At 70.7% G+C, this 17,371-nt stretch carries 14 protein-coding genes; 1 reads left to right on the top strand and 13 read right to left on the bottom strand.

The window, feature by feature from the left end; genetic code table 11:
- From mrdA to EF903_RS05850, 9 genes are all read right to left on the bottom strand, one after another.
- On the bottom strand, window positions 1-2,119 hold a 2,119-nt coding region (gene mrdA, locus EF903_RS05810; protein WP_125541568.1), incomplete at its 3' end, for a penicillin-binding protein 2.
- 13 nt (window positions 2,120-2,132) lie between these two features.
- A complete protein-coding gene (mreD, locus tag EF903_RS05815; RefSeq protein ID WP_125541572.1) occupies window positions 2,133-2,837 on the bottom strand; it encodes a rod shape-determining protein MreD in 705 nt (234 codons plus the stop codon).
- An 11-nt stretch (window positions 2,838-2,848) separates the two neighbouring features.
- Window positions 2,849-3,799 carry a rod shape-determining protein MreC gene (gene mreC, locus EF903_RS05820; protein WP_125541574.1) on the bottom strand — a complete coding sequence of 317 codons (951 nt, stop codon included), beginning with the start codon at window positions 3,797-3,799 and terminating at the stop codon, window positions 2,849-2,851.
- A 174-nt stretch (window positions 3,800-3,973) separates the two neighbouring features.
- A complete protein-coding gene (locus tag EF903_RS05825) occupies window positions 3,974-4,993 on the bottom strand; it encodes a rod shape-determining protein (RefSeq protein ID WP_008738981.1) in 1,020 nt (339 codons plus the stop codon).
- Between the two features lie 297 nt (window positions 4,994-5,290).
- Window positions 5,291-5,701: a nucleoside-diphosphate kinase gene (gene ndk / locus EF903_RS05830; protein WP_125541577.1), complete on the bottom strand. Its 411-nt coding sequence runs from the start codon at window positions 5,699-5,701 to the stop codon at window positions 5,291-5,293.
- Between the two features lie 123 nt (window positions 5,702-5,824).
- A complete protein-coding gene (locus EF903_RS05835; protein ID WP_114057547.1) occupies window positions 5,825-6,166 on the bottom strand; it encodes a DUF4233 domain-containing protein in 342 nt (113 codons plus the stop codon).
- A 3-nt stretch (window positions 6,167-6,169) separates the two neighbouring features.
- Window positions 6,170-7,642, bottom strand: a complete 1,473-nt coding sequence (locus EF903_RS05840) for a bifunctional folylpolyglutamate synthase/dihydrofolate synthase (protein ID WP_399420213.1) — start codon at window positions 7,640-7,642, stop codon at window positions 6,170-6,172.
- A gap of 154 nt (window positions 7,643-7,796) precedes the next feature.
- Complete coding sequence (locus EF903_RS05845; RefSeq protein WP_125541580.1) at window positions 7,797-8,960, bottom strand: sensor histidine kinase; 1,164 nt, start codon at window positions 8,958-8,960, stop codon at window positions 7,797-7,799.
- 156 nt (window positions 8,961-9,116) lie between these two features.
- The gene (locus tag EF903_RS05850; RefSeq protein WP_125541583.1) at window positions 9,117-11,738 is read right to left on the bottom strand and encodes a valine--tRNA ligase; all 2,622 of its coding nucleotides are present in this window, start codon (window positions 11,736-11,738) and stop codon (window positions 9,117-9,119) included.
- A gap of 126 nt (window positions 11,739-11,864) precedes the next feature.
- On the opposite strand from EF903_RS05850, the gene EF903_RS05855 reads away from it, so the two are divergent.
- A complete protein-coding gene (locus EF903_RS05855; RefSeq protein WP_185902540.1) occupies window positions 11,865-12,752 on the top strand; it encodes a hypothetical protein in 888 nt (295 codons plus the stop codon).
- An 83-nt stretch (window positions 12,753-12,835) separates the two neighbouring features.
- On the opposite strand, the gene clpX is transcribed toward EF903_RS05855, so the two are convergent.
- From clpX to tig, 4 genes are all read right to left on the bottom strand, one after another.
- Window positions 12,836-14,122 carry an ATP-dependent Clp protease ATP-binding subunit ClpX gene (clpX, locus tag EF903_RS05860; protein ID WP_125541587.1) on the bottom strand — a complete coding sequence of 429 codons (1,287 nt, stop codon included), beginning with the start codon at window positions 14,120-14,122 and terminating at the stop codon, window positions 12,836-12,838.
- Between the two features lie 154 nt (window positions 14,123-14,276).
- On the bottom strand, window positions 14,277-14,930 hold the full coding sequence (locus tag EF903_RS05865; RefSeq protein ID WP_185902541.1) for an ATP-dependent Clp protease proteolytic subunit: 654 nt from the start codon (window positions 14,928-14,930) through the stop codon (window positions 14,277-14,279).
- A 111-nt stretch (window positions 14,931-15,041) separates the two neighbouring features.
- Window positions 15,042-15,659 carry an ATP-dependent Clp protease proteolytic subunit gene (locus EF903_RS05870; RefSeq protein WP_054226615.1) on the bottom strand — a complete coding sequence of 206 codons (618 nt, stop codon included), beginning with the start codon at window positions 15,657-15,659 and terminating at the stop codon, window positions 15,042-15,044.
- Window positions 15,660-15,954: 295 nt separating this feature from the next.
- Entirely contained in the window at window positions 15,955-17,334 is a 1,380-nt protein-coding gene (gene tig / locus EF903_RS05875) for a trigger factor (protein ID WP_125541592.1), read from the bottom strand.
- Window positions 17,335-17,371: the final 37 nt, after the last annotated feature.

Below are 17,371 nucleotides of genomic sequence, written 5' to 3' on the forward strand. Positions count from 1 at the left end.
CTGGGGACGGGGGCACGTACGGCTTCACCTCGGGCGCCTCGATGGTGCCGTCGGGGCGGACGGCCGGCAGCTTGGTCTGCGGCTTGGGCAGCAGGGCCCGGGCCGGGTCGAAGCCGCCTTCCATGTCGAGGCCGTACATGGCGTTGTAGATGTTGCGGACGGCGGGGCCGGAGGCGCCGGAGCCGGTGCCGCCCTGGGAGATCGTCATGACGATGGTGAAGTCGTCGGTGTAGGTGGCCAGCCAGGAGGTCGTCTGCTTGCCGTAGACCTGGGCGGTGCCGGTCTTGGCGCGCATCGGGATCTTGTCCTGGGGCCAGCCGCCGAAGCGCCAGGCGGCGGTGCCGCCGGGTTCGACGACCATCCGCAGGCCCTTGTCGAGGTTCTTCAGGGTCTCGGCGTCGACGGGCAGCCTGCCGTGCGGCGTGGGCTGGATGACGTCGGTCCGCTTGCCGTCGGGGCTGATGACGGCCTTGCCGACGGTGGGGTTGAAGAGGGTGCCGCCGTTGCTGATGGCCGCGTAGGCGGTGGCCATCTGGATGGGGGTGACGAGGACGTCGCCCTGGCCGATGGCGAAGTTGATGCTGTCGAACGCCTTGAGCTGGTTGCCTTCGAGGCAGCTCTCGTAGGCGATCTGCTCGACGTAGGTGCCGCCCTTCTTGCCCTGCTTGCACCAGGCGTCCTTGTTGGCCTTCCAGAAGCTCTTCTTCCACTGCCGGTCGGGGATGCGGCCGGTGACCTCGTTCGGCAGGTCGACTCCGGTCTCGGAGCCGAGGCCGAACTCGCGGGCGGTCCGGTAGAACCAGTCGTGGGCGTCCTTCTTCGGGGTCAGGCCGCCGTCGCGCTGCCACTCCTTGTGCCCGAGGGCGTAGAAGACGGTGTTGCAGGAGAACTTCAGCGCCTCGCCGAGGGTGATGGGGCCGTGTCCCTTGGACTCGAAGTTGGCGAAGCTGCGGCCGCCGAGGCTGTAGGAGCTGCTGCAGTCGTAGCGGCTGTCGAAGGGGTAGCCGGCGCGCACGGCGGCGCTGGCGGAGACGACCTTGAAGATGGAGCCCGCGGGTGCCTGTCCCTGGATGGCCCGGTTCAGGAGCGGGTAGTTGGAGCCCTTGCTGGTGAGCCGGGCGTAGTCCTTGGCGGAGATGCCGCCGACCCAGGCGTTGGGGTCGTAGTCGGGCTGGGAGGCCATGGCCACGATGCGGCCGGTCTTGGACTCCATGACGACGACGGCGCCGGCGTCGGCCTCGTACTTCCGGCCGGTGATCTTGTCGGTCTCCTGGCGGACGGTCTTCATCGCCTGCTGGAGCTCGAACTCGGCGACGGCCTGGACGCGGGCGTCGATGCTGGTGACGAGGGTGGAGCCGGGGACGCCCGGGTCGGACCTGGTCTGGCCCATGACCCGGCCGAGGTTGTCGACCTCGTAGGAGGTGACCGCGGCCTTGCCGCGCAGCTCCTTGTCGTACGTCCGCTCGATCCCGGAGCGGCCGACCTGGTCGGAGCGCAGGTGCGGGGAGTCGGTGTTCTTGGCCTTCTGGATCTCCTCGTCGGTGACCGGGGAGAGGTAGCCGAGCACCTGCGCGGTGCGGGCGCCGCCGGGCGCGGGGTAGCGGCGTACGGCGGTGGGCTCGGCGCTGATGCCGGGGAACTCCTCGGGGCGCTCGCGGATCTGGAGCGCCTGCTGGGTGGTGGCCTCGGAGGTGACCGGGATCGGCTGGTAGGGGGAGCCGTTCCAGCAGGGGCGGGGGGTCTCGGAGTCGCAGATGCGGACCTTCTCCATGACCTCCTTCGGCGTCATGTCGAGCACGTCGGCGAGCCGGGTGAGGACGCCCTTGCCCTTGTCCTTCATCTTCATCAGGGCGGTGCGGCTGGCGGAGACCACGAGGCGCGTCTCGTTGTCGGCGAGCGCCACGCCGCGGGCGTCGAGGATGGGGCCGCGCACGGCGGGCTGGACGACCCGCTGGACGTGGTTGTGCCGGGCCTCGTAGGAGTACTCGTCGCCGTTGCGGATCTGGATGTACCACAGGCGCCCGCCGAGGGTGGCCAGCATGGAGCAGATGAGCACCTGGACGATGACGAGCCGGATCTGCACGCGGGAGGTGCGGCCGGTCTCGGGGGTATTGGTCACGGGCCCTGCCCCCTCACAGCTTCTTGACGCTCTTCACGCTCTTGACGCCCTTGACCCCCCTTATCCGGCCGGCCCGGTTGGCCCGGTTGCGCGCGGTGATCAGCCGGAGGCCGCCGCGCTGGCTGCCGATGCGCAGGCCGGTGCCGCCGGCGACCCAGCCGGAGGAGACGTCCGCCGCCTTGGCCTGGCCGGCGTTGGCCTCGACGGCCAGCGGGTCGTTCTCGGCGCGCCGGGCGAGGGCCATGATGAACGGCACGGTGAACGGCGCGAGCAGCAGGTCGTAGACGGTCGCGGTGAGCAGCAGCCCCGTCAGGCCCACGTGGCGGGCGGCGGTGTCGCCGACGAGGGCGCCGACGCCCGCGTACATCAGGGTGGAGGTGATGGCCGCGGCGACCACGGTGAGCAGGGGGCCCCAGGCGGAGCGGAACCGCCCGGAGTCGGGCCGGACGAGTCCGGCGGCGTATCCGATGACGCACAGGACGAGGGCGTAGCGCCCGGCGGCGTGGTCGGCGGGCGGGGCGAGGTCGGCGACGAGTCCGGCGGCGAAGCCGATGAGGGCGCCGCTGGTGTGCCCGTAGACGAGGGCGAGGGCGACGACGGTCAGCAGGACGAGGTCGGGCACCGCCCCGGGCAGCTGCAGCCGTCCGAGGACGCTGACCTGGATGACGAGGGCGACCACGACGAGCGTGGCGGAGAGCAGGATCCGGTTGACGCGCATGGGGGCAGCTCCTACTCGTCGGCCGGCTTGGCGGGGGCACCGGCGGACGCGGCGGGGGACGGGGTGACCGTGACCGTGACCGTCGGGGTGGGCTGGACCGCGGGCTTGGGGGGAAGGACGGTGTCGCGCGGGTCCTCGCGCGGCGGTACGACGACGACGCCGACGATGTCGAGGCGGGAGAAGCCGACGAAGGGGCGGACCCAGACGGTGCGGGTGAGGTCGCCGCGGGCGGGGTCGACCTTGACGACCTCGCCGATGGGGACGCCGGGGACGAAGGGCTTGTTGCCGCGGGACCCGAAGGTGACGAGCCGGTCCCCGGGGGCGACCTTCGCCTTGCCGTTGAGCATCTGGACGGACAGGGCGCGGTCGCCCTGGCCGGTGGCGAAGCCGAGTTCCCCGGTCTTCTCCAGGCGGGTGCCGACGGTGAAGTCGGGGTCGTTGGCGAGGACGACGGTGGCGGTGTCGGGGCCGACGGTGGCGACGCGGCCGACGAGGCCGTCGCCGTTGAGGACGGTCATGTCGCGTTCGATGCCGTCCTTGCTGCCGGCGTCGATGGTGACGGTCCAGGAGAAGCCCTGGGCCGCTCCTATGGCGATGACCTCGGCGCCCTTGATGCCGTACTGGCCGGAGCCGGCCCGCTTGAGCATCTCGTCGAGTTCGCGGACGCGGCTGCGGGTGAGGTCCTCGCTGCCGAGCTTGGCCTTCAGGGCGGCGTTCTCGCGTTCGAGGACGGCGATGCGGCTGTGCCGTTCGCCGGAGTCCCGTACGGCGCCTATGGCGTTGGCGACGGGGTCGACGGCCGAGGCGACGCCTTCCTCGACCGGGCCGAAGACCGCCGCGGCGGCCTGCCGGGCGCCGTCGACCGGAGACTCCTCGCCTGCCCTGATGTCCACCGTGATCAATGCGAACGCGATGGCGATCAGGAGCACCAGGAGCAGCCGGCTTTCTCGTGTGTCCCTCACGTGCGGCGGCCGTGCCTTCCTCGTAGTTGCCCGTGCGGCTGAACCGCCCGGTCGCGCCCGGCGCTCGGGGGCGCACCGGGCTGTTGCCTGTATATCAACGATCCGCCGCACGGGCGCGGCAGCACCCGTACGGCGGATCCTTGTGTTCCGCGCCGCCCCGCAAGGGGGTTGGCGTCACCGTCGGGGCTGGGCGTCCAGGACCTGCTGGAGCGCCTCGAACTCCTCCACGCACTTGCCGGAGCCGAGCGCGACGGAGTCCAGGGGGTCCTCGGCGATGTGGATCGGCATGCCCGTCTCGCGGCGCAGCCGCTCGTCGAGGCCGCGCAGCAGGGCGCCGCCGCCGGTGAGGACGATGCCGCGGTCCATGATGTCGCCGGAGAGCTCGGGCGGGCACTTGTCGAGGGTCGTCTTGACCGCGTCCACGATCGCGTTCACCGGCTCCTCGATGGCCTTGCGGACCTCGGCGGCCGAGATGACGACCGTCTTGGGCAGGCCCGAGACGAGGTCGCGGCCGCGGATCTCGGTGTGCTCGTCCTTGTCGAGGTCGTACGCCGACCCGATCGTGATCTTGATCTGTTCGGCGGTCCGCTCACCGAGGAGGAGGCTGTACTCCTTCTTGATGTGCTGGATGATCGCGTTGTCGAGCTCGTCGCCGGCGACCCGGATGGACTGGGCCGTGACGATTCCCCCGAGGGAGATGACGGCGACCTCGGTGGTGCCGCCGCCGATGTCCACGACCATGTTGCCGGTGGCCTCGTGAACCGGGAGGCCCGAGCCGATGGCCGCGGCCATGGGCTCCTCGATGATGTGGACCTGACGGGCGCCCGCCTGGGTGGACGCCTCGATGACGGCGCGGCGCTCCACCCCGGTGATGCCGGAGGGGACGCAGACAACGACGCGCGGGCGGGCCAGGTAGCGGCGCTTGTGGATCTTGAGGATGAAGTACCGGAGCATCCGCTCGGTGATCTCGAAGTCGGCGATGACGCCGTCCTTGAGGGGCCTGACGGCGACGATGTTCCCGGGCGTGCGCCCGATCATCTTCTTCGCCTCGGAGCCGACCGCCAGGATGCCACCGGTGTTCGTGTTGATGGCGACCACGGACGGCTCGTTCAGGACGATCCCCCGGCCCCTCACGTACACCAGCGTGTTGGCGGTCCCGAGGTCGATCGCCATGTCACGGCCGATGAACGACATGTTGTTCCCCTTGTTCCCCATGAGGAGCGTCTGGCCTTCCAGTTGATAGCGGCTGCTGTCAGGTCGGCGAGGTGGGTGTGTGGGTGGAGGCCCCATCGTAGTGCCGTGGGTGTGCACATCGCGCGACGGGACTCCGGCAATCCCGCCGGAACGGATACCCGCCCCCTTACTGGTGACGTCGTGTCCTGCCCATGCGTTCCCGCGGGTGCCCCCGTATACCGAAGGGCGACCGAAATTACTTCGGTCGCCCCAGGTGGAGAGCTCTATTCGGCTGATGTCACGTCAGGGAGGACGGCGTCACAGCGCGGGGAAGAACAGCTTCAGCTCGCGCTCCGCGGACTCCTCCGAGTCCGACGCGTGGATCAGGTTCTCGCGGACGACGGTCCCGAAATCCCCCCGGATGGAGCCGGGCGCCGCGGCGATCGGGTCGGTCGGGCCGGCCAGCTGCCGGACGCCCTCGATGGCCCGCTCGCCCTCGACCACGAGGACGACGACCGGGCCGCTCGCCATGAAGCCCATGAGCGGCTCGTAGAAGACCTTGCCCTTGTGCTCGCCGTAGTGGGCCTCCAGGGTCTCCTGGTCCAGCGTGCGCAGCTCCATGGCGGGAATCGTCCAGCCGGCCTTCCGCTCGATGCGGCCGATGATCTCGCCGACCAGTCCCCTCTTCACCGCGTCGGGCTTGAGGATGACGAGCGTGCGCTGGGACATGTTGCGGCTCCTTGCGGCAAACGGGTGCGGTGGTACGAGGCTACAGGGAGCGCCGGGGGCCGCCGGCACCCGGACCGGGTGCCGCCTCCGCCTGCCGCGCGGGCCCGCTCCGGCCCCCCGGCCTCAGGCCTGGGCCTCGCCCTGCGCGGCCCAGCGGGCCTTGGCCTCGTCGATCTTGCGGCCGTAGTGGACCGAGCACCACCACAGGCCGGCGAAGACCGCGCCGAGGAAGAACATCGTCGGGACGACGAAGCCGCTCGCGATCAGCCCGATCTGCAGCGCCCAGCCGATCTGCACCGCGCCGGGGCGCGACAGCATCCCGCACAGCAGCACCGACAGCAGCATGGCGATCCCGCAGACGGTCCATACCGTGGCCTGCGACAGGTCGCCCTTCATGGCGACCAGCCCGGCGAAACCGATCACGAAGAACTCCGCGATCAGGGTGCTCGCACACAGCGTGCGCATCCGTCAGCCCCTCTTCAGCAGCAGGCGGGCCTCGCCCACCGTGATCACGGAGCCGGTGACCAGGACACCGGCCCCTCCGTACTCGCCCTCTTCCTCCGCCAGGGTGATGGCGGCCTCCAGGGCGTCGTCCAGCCGCGGCTCCACCTGCACCCGGTCGGGGCCGAACACCTCGACCGCGATGGCCGCCAGCTCGTCCGCCGACATCGACCGGTGGCTGGTGTTCGCGCTGACCACGACCTCCGCGAAGATCGGCTCGAAGGCCTCGAACACCCCGCGGACGTCCTTGCCCTCACTGGCGGCGACGACGCCGATCAGCCGGCTGAAGCCGAAGGCCTCGGTGACCGCCTCGGCCGTCACCTGCGCGCCCGCTGGGTTGTGCGCCGCGTCCAGGATGACCGTGGGGCTGCGGCGGACGACCTCCATCCGGCCGGGCGAGGCCACCGACGCGAACGCCCGGCGGACGGTGTCGGCGTCCAGCTCCCGCGCGGCCTCCCGGCCGACGCCGAAGAAGGCCTCGACGGCGGCCAGCGCCACCGCCGCGTTGTGCGCCATGTGCGCGCCGTGCAGCGGCAGGAAGATCCCGTCGTACTCGCCGCCCATGCCGCGCAGCGTCAGCATCTGCCCGCCGACCGCGACCTCGCGGGAGACGACACCGAACTCCATGCCCTCGCGGGCGACCGTCGCGTCGACGTCGACGGCCCGCTTCAGCAGCACCTGCGCCGCGTCCACCGGCTGCTGCGCCAGGATCACGGTGGCGTCCTGCTTGACGACGCCGCCCTTCTCCCCCGCGATCTCGCCGGGGGTCGAACCGAGCCGGTCGGTGTGGTCCAGGCTGATCGGGGTGATGACCGCGACCGCGGCGTCGATCACGTTCGTCGCGTCCCAGGTGCCGCCCATGCCGACCTCGACGACGGCGACGTCGACCGGGGCGTCCGCGAACGCGGCGTACGCCATTGCGGTGAGCACCTCGAAGAAGGACAGCCGGTACTCCTGCGCGGCGTCGACCATCTCCACGTACGGCTTGATGTCGCGGTACGTCCCGACGAACCGCTCGGCCGTGATCGGCGCCCCGTCCAGGCTGATCCGCTCGGTGACCGACTGCACGTGCGGGCTGGTGTAGCGGCCGGTGCGCAGGTCGAAGGCGTTCAGCAGGGCCTCGATCATGCGGGCCGTGCTGGTCTTGCCGTTGGTGCCGGTCACGTGGATCGACGGGTACGCGCGCTGCGGCTCGCCGAGGACGTCCATCAGCGCGGCGATCCGCGACACGGACGGCTCCAGCTTCGTCTCGCCCCAGCGGGTGGAGAGCTCCTGCTCGACCTCCCGCAGCGCCGCGGCCACCTCGGGGTCGAGGGGCTCGGCGGGCACCGCGTCGCCCTGCGGCGGTCCGGCCTGGGCGCGCAGGGTGCGGCTGCCGGCCTCGATCACCGCCAGGTCGGGGTCGCGCTCGGACTCTTCGGCCACGATCCGCTCGAACATGTCGAGGGTGTCGTCGCGGTCGTCGGGGCCGTGGCCCTCGGGCTGCTGCTCACTCACAGGGCCAGTTTACGGACGCGGACCGGCGCGGCTTCCGACCCCGGCACTTCGGCACCTTCCGCGGGGGTTGCGACCGTATTGAGCGGCGGCTGCGCGCCTACCCTCGCGGGAAGGTGGCGACGACCACGTACCTGTCGCCCGTCCGGGTGACCGTCAGGGTGCCGCCCAGGCTGCCGACGCGTTCCGCCATGCTCGCCGTGCCCGAGCCCGCCGAGACCGGCGCGCGGGCCGGGAGCCCGGCCGGCAGCGGATTGCCCACCGAGATCCGCAGCTGCTCCCCGTCCGCCTCGATCCGGACGTCGACGGTCTCGCCGCAGGCGTGCTTGGCCGCGTTGGTGAGGCACTCCTGCACCACCCGGTAGACGGCGGCCTGCCGCAGCGGCGACAGCCCGCGCACCTGCGGGTCCAGCTCCATGCGCACCGGCGAGCCTGCCCGGCCGCTCTCCTCGGCGAGCGCGGCCAGCCCGTCCACGCCGGGGGTGGCGGCGGGGCCGCCGCGCTGCACGACGATCTCGTTGAGGGCGAGGTGGGCCCGTCGCGCGGTGTCCGCCAGCTCCGCGAAGTCCTTCCCGTACGCCGTCCCCCGGGCCCGCACCGACAGCACCTCGGAGCGGACCGTCAGCAGGGTCAGCTCGCGGCCGACGAAGTCGTGCACGTCCCGGCCGACCGAGGTGCGCTCCTCCTGGACCGCCTGGAGCACGGCCGCCTCCGCCCGCCGGGCCTCCAGCTCGCGCACCAGGTCGTGGCGGGAGGCGGCGACCCCGACGACCGAGGCGAGCACCCCGATCGGCACGACGAGGCTCACGTACGCGCTGAGGGTCTGGGCCCGCGGCTCGGGCCAGCCGGGCACGGCGAACACGGCCAGCGCGTACGCCACGTACCCGGCGGTGGCGAGCACGGCGGCCCGGCGCCCGCGGAAGCGGCCCACCGAGTACAGGGCGAACTGGACCAGCGTCAGCTCGTGCAGCCAGCCGAGGAACAGCAGCGCGGTGGCGTACGCGACCCACGGCGCGCGGCGCCGCACCAGCAGCGTCGCCGCCCCGGCGGCCAGCACGGCGGCGGCCAGCAGCCCGCTCAGCGAGTTGTCGGCGGCGGCGAGGCCCGGCAGGTCCAGGGCCATCAGGGCCAGGCAGCCGAGGGCGGCGAGCACGTCCTGCGCCCGCTGCGGCCCGCCGTACCAGGCGTCGGCGGTACGGCGGCCCGCGGCCGCGGCGGCCGCCGCGGCCCGGTGGAACGCCGGGACGGCGAACTTGACGGGCATGGTGTCCATCTTCCGCGGTCGGGGACGGGAAGGAGGCGGCCGGCGGGCGGCGGCGGGCGTGAGAATCGGCACCCGCCTGCCGGGAACTCCCCCGTACGGCACAGGCCCCCGCGCCGCGGCTGCGGGGCGGGGGCCTGCGGGCGGCCGTACGGTCCGTCAGGCGGCGGGCAGCGCCGCCAGCTGGGCCTGGATGCGGGCGATGTCCGCCTCGGCCTTGGCGAGACGGCCCTTGATCTTGTCCACGACGTTGTCGGGGGCCTTCGCCAGGAAGGCCTCGTTCCCGAGCTTCGCCTCGGCCTGGGCCTTCTCCTTCTCCGCGGCCGCGAGGTCCTTGGAGAGGCGCTTGCGCTCGGCGTCCACGTCGATGGTGCCCGACAGGTCCAGCGCGACGGTCGCGCCGCCGACCGGCAGGGTGGCGGTGGCGCTGAAGCCCTCGCCCTCCGGCTGGAGGCGCAGCAGCTGGCGGATGGCCGCCTCGTGCGCGGCGAGCGGGGTGCCCGTCAGGTCGAGGCGGGCCGGGACCTTCTGGCCCGGCTGCAGGCCCTGGTCGGCGCGGAAGCGGCGGACCTCGGTGACGACCTGCTGGAGGTTTCCGATCTCGGCCTCGGCGGCCTCGTCGCGGAAACCGCTGTCGCTGGGCCACTCGGCGACCACGATGGACTCGCGGCCGGTCAGGGTGGTCCACAGGGTCTCGGTGACGAACGGGACGACCGGGTGCAGCAGCCGCATCAGAACGTCCAGGACCTCGCCGAGGACCCGGCCCGAGGCCTTGGCACCCTCGCCGCCCGCGAAGAACGTCGTCTTCGACAGCTCGACGTACCAGTCGAAGACCTCGTCCCACGCGAAGTGGTACAGCGCCTCGCTGAGCTTGGCGAACTGGAAGTCCTCGTAGTAGGCGTCGACCTGCGCGACCGTCTTGTTCAGGCGGGAGAGGATCCAGCGGTCGGTGGCGGACAGCTTCTCCGCCGGCGGCAGCTCGCCCTCGACGGTGGCGCCGTTCATCAGCGCGAAGCGGGTCGCGTTCCAGATCTTGTTGGCGAAGTTCCGGGACGCCTGGACCCAGTCCTCGCCGATCGGCACGTCGGTGCCGGGGTTGGCGCCCTTGGCCAGGGTGAAGCGGACGGCGTCGGAGCCGTACTTGTCCATCCAGTCGAGCGGGTCGACGACGTTGCCGAAGGACTTCGACATCTTCTTGCCGCGCTCGTCGCGGACCAGGCCGGTCAGGGCGATCGTCTTGAACGGGACCTCGCCGTCCATCGCGTACAGGCCGAACATCATCATCCGGGCGACCCAGAAGAAGATGATGTCGTGGCCGGTCAGCAGGACGTCGGTGGAGTAGAACTTCGCCAGGTCCGGGGTCTTCTCCGGCCAGCCGAGCGTGGAGAACGGCCACAGGCCGGAGGAGAACCAGGTGTCGAGGACGTCGGTGTCCTGGTGCCAGCCCTCACCCGACGGCGGCTGCTCGTCGGGGCCGACGCAGACGATCTCGCCGTCCGGGCCGTACCAGATCGGGATCCGGTGGCCCCACCACAGCTGGCGCGAGATGCACCAGTCGTTCATGTTGTCGACCCAGTCGAAGTACCGCTTCGACATGTCCTCGGGGTGGATCTTGACGCGGCCGTCGCGGACGGCGTCGCCGGCGGCCTTGGCCAGCGGCTTCACGTTGACCCACCACTGCATGGACAGCCGCGGCTCGACGGTGGTCTTGCAGCGCGAGCAGTGGCCGACGGAGTGCATGTACGGGCGCTTCTCGGCGACGATCCGGCCCTGCTCGCGCAGGGCGCCGACGACGGCGGAACGGGCCTCGTAGCGGTCCAGGCCGAGGAAGGGGCCGTGGACGGTGATGACGCCGTGCTCGTCCATGATCGTCATGGCGGGCAGGTCGTGGCGCTGGCCGATCGCGAAGTCGTTCGGGTCGTGAGCCGGGGTCACCTTGACGGCGCCGGTGCCGAACTCGGGGTCGACGTGCGTGTCGGCGACGACCGGGATGGTGCGGTCGGTCAGCGGCAGCTTGATCTGCTTGCCGACGAGGTGCTTGTAGCGCTCGTCGTCCGGGTGGACGGCGACGGCGGTGTCGCCGAGCATCGTCTCGGCGCGGGTCGTCGCCACGACCAGGGAGTCCTCGCCCTCGCCGTACCGGATGGAGACGAGCTCGCCGGCGTCCTCCTGGTACTCCACCTCGATGTCCGAGATGGCGGTCAGGCAGCGCGGGCACCAGTTGATGATCCGCTCGGCGCGGTAGATCAGCTCGTCGTCGTAGAGCTTCTTGAAGATCGTCTGGACGGCCTTGGACAGGCCCTCGTCCATGGTGAACCGCTCGCGCGACCAGTCGACGCCGTCGCCGAGGCGGCGCATCTGGCCGAGGATCTTGCCGCCGTACTCCTCCTTCCACTGCCAGACCCGCTCGACGAACTCCTCGCGGCCCAGGTCGTGGCGGGACTTGCCCTCCTCGGCGAGCTGCTGCTCGACCTTGTTCTGGGTGGCGATGCCGGCGTGGTCCATGCCGGGCAGCCACAGGGCCTCGTGGCCCTGCATGCGCTTGCGCCGGGTCAGGGCGTCCATCAGCGTGTGCTGGAAGGCGTGGCCCAGGTGGAGCGAGCCGGTGACGTTCGGCGGCGGGATGACGATGGTGTACGCGGGCTTCTCGCTCGCCGCGTCGGCGGTGAAGTACCCACGCTCTACCCAGCGCTCGTAGAGCTTCCCCTCTACCTCGGCCGGCGCGTACTGGGTCGGCAGTTCGGAGTCGGGGCTGCTGGGTGTCTGCGTGTTCTCGGTCACGGGCACAGTTTAGAGGCGTAACGGTCCGGTACTGAAACCGGTAATCAGGGGGCCCGGGGGCCTGCGCCCGGCCCGCGTGGGCCAGGATGTGTGGAGCGCGTAAACATCCTGAAGGGGGACGAGGGCATGAGCTACAACCAGCCGGGGCCGTACGGAGGCCCGCCGCAGCAGCCGGGACCGTACGGGGCGCCGCCCCCGCCCCCGCCCGGGCAGCCCGGCCCGTACGGCCAGCCGCCGGCAGCGCAGCCGGGCTACGGCTACCCGCAGCAGCCCCCGGCCTACGGCTACCAGCAGCCGGGCATGCCCCCGCAGCCCCCGTACGGCGGCCAGCCGCCGAAGAAGTCCAAGGCCGGCGTGGTCATCGCGGTGGTCGCCGCGGTGGCGGTCGTCGCGGGCGGCGGCTGGTACCTCGTGGGCGGCGGCTCGGGCGGCACGATCGACGAGGCGACGAAGGGCTACAAGCTGGTCGCCCCGGAGACCGTCGGCGAGTTCAAGAAAGACCCCAAGCCCTCGTCGAAGTCGTTCAGCGACAAGGACCGCCGCGAGGCCGAGGCCGTCGGCGTCAAGAACCCCCAGCAGGTGGCGCAGAAGTACCAGGCGGGCGACCCCGGCAACCCGCTGGCGGCCAAGGGCCTCAATTTCGAGGGCGTCTACGGCGACATTGCCGAGCCCGAGAAGGCCGTCGACGCCTACTTCGCCCTGGCCAAGGCCAGCACCAGCGACAGCTCCAAGACGAATGTCGAACTCATCGACAGCCCGAAGGCGATGACCCCGAAGGGCTTCAAGGGCGCGGTGATGAAGTGCCAGGAAGCCAAGTACACCGTGAAGGACCCGGCGTTCAAGGGCCCCAAGGAGTTCACGCTCCCCATCTGCATCTGGGGTGACCACAGCACCCTGACCATGGTCGGCGCGAGCGACGCCAGCGCCCTCCTGACGGGCAAGAAGGGCTACACCCTGGAACAGGTCGCGGACTTGGCGGCCACCCTCTACAACACGGCCCGCGTCAAGATCTGATCCGCCGGCCTGCGGGCACACGAGGAGGGGCGCCCCGGATGTGCGGGGCGCCCCTCCTCGTTCGTTCAGGTGGCGGGCGGCCGTTACGCCGACTTCTCCTGCGGGCCCTGGTCCTTCGGGACGATCCGCGGGACCAGCGTCGGGTTGACGTTGGAGCGGACGACGTCCGCGGTGATGACCACGCGGGCCACGTCCTTGCGGGACGGCACCTCGTACATCACCGACATCAGCACCTCCTCCATGATGGCGCGGAGCCCGCGCGCACCGGTCTGGCGGAGGATCGCCTGGTCCGCGATGGCCTCCAGGGCCTCGCGCTCGAAGTCCAGCTCGACGCCGTCGAGTTCGAACAGCCGCTGGTACTGCTTCACCAGCGCGTTCCGCGGCTCGACGAGGATCTGGAGCAGCGCCTCGCGGTCCAGGTTGTGCACCGAGGTGATGACCGGGAGGCGGCCGATGAACTCGGGGATCATCCCGAACTTCACCAGGTCCTCCGGCATGACCTCCTGGAACTGGTCGCTCGCCTCGATCTCCCGCTTCGAGCGGATCGTCGCGCCGAAGCCGATGCCCTTGGCGCCCGCCCGGGCCTCGATGATCTTCTCCAGGCCGGCGAAGGCGCCGCCCACGATGAACAGCACGTTCGTCGTGTCGATCTGGATGAACTCCTGGTGCGGGTGCTTGCGCCCGCCCTGCGGCGGCACCGAGGCGGTCGTGCCCTCCAGGATCTTCAGCAGGGCCTGCTGCACACCCTCGCCGCTGACGTCACGCGTGATCGACGGGTTCTCGCTCTTGCGGGCGACCTTGTCGATCTCGTCGATGTAGATGATGCCGGTCTCGGCCTTCTTGACGTCGTAGTCGGCGGCCTGGATCAGCTTCAGCAGGATGTTCTCGACGTCCTCGCCGACGTAGCCCGCCTCGGTCAGCGCGGTGGCGTCCGCGATGGCGAACGGCACGTTCAGCATCCGGGCGAGCGTCTGCGCCAGCAGCGTCTTGCCCGAGCCGGTGGGGCCCAGCAGCAGGATGTTGGACTTGGCGAGCTCGATGGCGTCTTCGCGGCCCTGCGCACCGCCGTTCTCGCCGGCCTGGACGCGCTTGTAGTGGTTGTACACCGCTACGGAGAGGGCCTTCTTCGCCGGCTCCTGGCCGACGACGTAGCTCTCCAGGAACTCGTAGATCTCGCGAGGCTTGGGGAGTTCCTCCCACCGCACCTCGGAGGTCTCGGCGAGCTCCTCCTCGATGATCTCGTTGCAGAGGTCGATGCACTCGTCGCAGATGTAGACACCGGGTCCTGCGATGAGCTTCTTCACCTGCTTCTGGCTCTTTCCGCAGAACGAGCACTTGAGCAGGTCGCCGCCGTCACCGATGCGTGCCACGAGGTGCTTCCCCTTCGCCTGGGAGACGCCTGGTTCAGCGGCTCCTGGTGCCTCATATCCGACGGTACCCTGCCGGGGGCCCCGTTCGGGGCCCCCTTGGCGCGGTTCACATCACCGAATCGTGCGACGTGTCCGCGCCAAGCGGCGGCAGGGGTCAGACCGCGTTCATCTTCCGGGTGGAGATGATCTGGTCGATCAGGCCGTACGCCAGCGCGTCCTCGGCCGTGAGGATCTTGTCGCGCTCGATGTCCTCGCGGATCTTCTCGATCGGCGTGCTCGAGTGCTTGGCCAGCATGGTCTCCAGCTGGTCGCGCATGCGCAGGATCTCGTTGGCCGCGATCTCCAGGTCGGAGAGCTGCTCGCGGCCGGTGCCGCCGGACGGCTGGTGGATCAGCACGCGGGCGTTGGGCAGGGCCATGCGCTTGCCGGGGGTGCCGGCGGCGAGCAGGACCGCGGCGGCGGACGCCGCCTGGCCCATGCAGACCGTCTGGATGTCCGGCTTCACGAACTGCATCGTGTCGTAGATCGCCGTCAGCGCCGTGAAGGAGCCGCCGGGGCTGTTGATGTAGATGGAGATGTCGCGGTCCGGGTCCATCGACTCCAGGCACAGCAGCTGCGCCATGACGTCGTTGGCCGAGGCGTCGTCGATCTGGACGCCGAGGAAGATCACGCGCTCCTCGAAGAGCTTCGCGTACGGGTCGTACTCGCGCACGCCCTGCGAGGTGCGCTCGACGAAGCGCGGGACGACGTAGCGGTTGTCCACCTGCGGGCCGGTGTAGAGGCCGCCGGCGGGAGAGAGGTTGTTCATGTGCATCGGGTGTTCACCATCCTGGTGGCGTTCTGCGGGCTGGGGCTTGCCTGGTGCGGGGCGGGCGCGCGGCCCGGCGGCCGGGGCCGCCCGCGCGCCGCGGGGCCGGGGTCAGGCCCCGGTGCCGCCGCCGCCCGGGACCAGCGACGCGGCGGAGATGATCTCGTCGATGAGGCCGTACTCCTTGGCCTCCTCCGCCGTGAACCAGCGGTCGCGGTCGCCGTCGCGGATGATGGCCTCCACGGTCTGCCCGGAGTGGTGCGCGGTGATCTCGGCCATGCGCTGCTTGGTACGCAGCAGGTACTGCGCCTGGATCTTGATGTCCGAGGCGGTGCCGCCGATGCCGGCGGAGCCCTGGTGCATCAGGATGTCGGTGTTCGGGAGCGCGAAGCGCTTGCCCGGGGCGCCGCCGGTGAGCAGGAATTGGCCCATGGAGGCCGCCATGCCCATGCCGATGGTGACGACGTCGTTCGGGATGTACTGCATGGTGTCGTAGACCGCCATGCCGGCCGTCACCGAGCCGCCGGGGCTGTTGATGTAGAGGTAGATGTCCTTCTCCGGCTCGGCGGCCAGGAGCAGGAGCTGCGCCGTGATCTTGTTCGCGATGTCGTCGTCGACCTGCTGGCCGAGGAAAATGATGCGCTCGCCGAGCAGCCGGTTGTAGACATGGTCGCCGAGGCCGCCACCGATGGACGGCTCACCCGCGGCGTAAGGCTTCAGATTCGTCACGTATCCACCTGCTCGTCTCCGACGGCCGCTTGCCGTCTCAGCGTCTCGTTCTGGGGGCGCGGGCCCGCCTGCGCGGCGCATTCCGCCGTTGTCCGGGTACTCCCGTGCCCTCGTATTCATGGACCCTAACGCGCAGGTCGGACAACGCCATCCCGCTTCCCGAACTGTTCGCTCGGAGCGCAAGGTTCCCCGGGGCGGGGGCCGGTGTGCGGAAGGGCCCGCACGCGGCTGCGTGCGGGCCCTTCCCCGGCTGCTGCTGCCCTGCCGGCAGCCCCTGCGGGCCGCCGGCGCGGGGTCACTTGGCCTCGTCGCCCTCGACGGCCGCCTCGGCGGTCTCGGCGGCGGCCTCGGCCGCCTCCTCGTCCTCGTCGGACAGGTCGATGACCTCGCCGTTGGTGTCGACGACCTTGGCGGCCTCGACGACGACCGCGAGGGCCTTGCCGCGGGCGACCTCGCCGACGAGCATCGGGACCTGGCCGCCCTCGACGACCGCCTGGGCGAACTGGTCGGGGGACATGCCGGAGGAGGCGGCGCGGCGCATGAGGTGCTCGGTGAGCTCCTCCTGGTTGACGCCCAGCTTCTCCTTGTTGACCAGGGCGTCCAGGACGAACTGGGTCTTGATGCCCTTGACCGCCTGCTCCTTGGTCTCGGCGTCGAACTCCTCGACCGTCTTGCCCTGGAACTCCAGGTACTTCTCGAGGGTCAGGCCCATCTGGCCGAGCTGGTGGTGCTCCAGGTTGTGCTTGCGGGTGTTGATCTCGTCCTCGAGGAGCTTCTCGGGGATCGGCACCTCGACGAGCTCCAGCAGCTTCTCCAGGACGCGCTCCTGGGCCTGCGTGGCCTGGTCGTACTGCTTCATGTTCTCGAGGCGCTTGCGGCTGTCGGCCTTCAGCTCCTCCAGGGTGTCGAACTCGCTCGCCATCTGCGCGAACTCGTCGTCCAGCTCCGGCAGCTCGCGGGCGGAGACCTTGGACACCTTGACGGTGACCTCGGCGTCCTTGCCCTCGGCGGAGCCGCCCTTCAGCTGCGAGGTGAAGGTGGCCTCGCCGCCGGCCTCCAGGCCCTTGACGGCCTCGTCGATGCCGTCGAGGAGCTCGCCCGAGCCGATGGTGTAGGAGACGTCGCTGGCGACGCCGTCGGGCAGCACCTCGCCCTCGACCTTGGCCTCCAGGTCGATGGTGACGACGTCGCCCTCGGCGGCGGCGCGCTCGACGTCCTTGGTGGACGCGAAGCGGCTGCGCAGCTGCTCGACGGACTTCTCGACGTCCTCGTCGGTGACCTCGACGGCGTCGACCTCGACCTCGATGCCGGAGAAGTCCGGGATCTCGATCTCGGGGCGCACGTCCACCTCGGCGGTGAAGGCCAGCAGCTCGCCGTCCTTCAGCTCGGTGATGTCGACCTCGGGCTGGCCCAGCGGGTTGAGCTCGGCCTCGTTGACGGCCTCGGTGTAGAACTTCGGCAGCGCGTCGTTGACGGCCTCCTCCAGCACGGCGCCGCGACCGAAGCGCTGGTCGATCACGCGGGCGGGGATCTTGCCCTTGCGGAAGCCCTTCACCGTGACCTGCTGGTTGATCTTCTTGTACGCCGCGTCGAGGCTGGCCTTGAGCTCCTCGAAGGGCACCTCGACAGTGAGCCGAACCCGAGTCGGGTTCAGGGTCTCCACGGCGCTCTTCACGGTTCGGTCTCCTTGTGGCTGACTGCTGGGGTCTCTG

Origin of the sequence: Streptomyces sp. WAC05292, assembly GCF_003949955.1 — a bacterium.
Taxonomy (GTDB): domain Bacteria; phylum Actinomycetota; class Actinomycetes; order Streptomycetales; family Streptomycetaceae; genus Streptomyces; species Streptomyces globosus.

What these genes read in the sequence shown, in the direction of transcription:
- mreD (WP_125541572.1), bottom strand. Translation starts at nt 2,837, where the DNA reads ATGCGCGTCAACCGGATCCTGCTCTCCGCCACGCTCGTCGTGGTCGCC.
- EF903_RS05825 (WP_008738981.1), bottom strand. Translation starts at nt 4,993, where the DNA reads ATGTCGTTCATCGGCCGTGACATGGCGATCGACCTCGGGACCGCCAAC.
- ndk (WP_125541577.1), bottom strand. Translation starts at nt 5,701, where the DNA reads ATGTCCCAGCGCACGCTCGTCATCCTCAAGCCCGACGCGGTGAAGAGG.
- EF903_RS05835 (WP_114057547.1), bottom strand. Translation starts at nt 6,166, where the DNA reads ATGCGCACGCTGTGTGCGAGCACCCTGATCGCGGAGTTCTTCGTGATC.
- EF903_RS05840 (WP_399420213.1), bottom strand. Translation starts at nt 7,642, where the DNA reads ATGTTCGAGCGGATCGTGGCCGAAGAGTCCGAGCGCGACCCCGACCTG.
- EF903_RS05845 (WP_125541580.1), bottom strand. Translation starts at nt 8,960, where the DNA reads ATGCCCGTCAAGTTCGCCGTCCCGGCGTTCCACCGGGCCGCGGCGGCC.
- EF903_RS05855 (WP_185902540.1), top strand. Translation starts at nt 11,865, where the DNA reads ATGAGCTACAACCAGCCGGGGCCGTACGGAGGCCCGCCGCAGCAGCCG.
- EF903_RS05865 (WP_185902541.1), bottom strand. Translation starts at nt 14,930, where the DNA reads ATGAACAACCTCTCTCCCGCCGGCGGCCTCTACACCGGCCCGCAGGTG.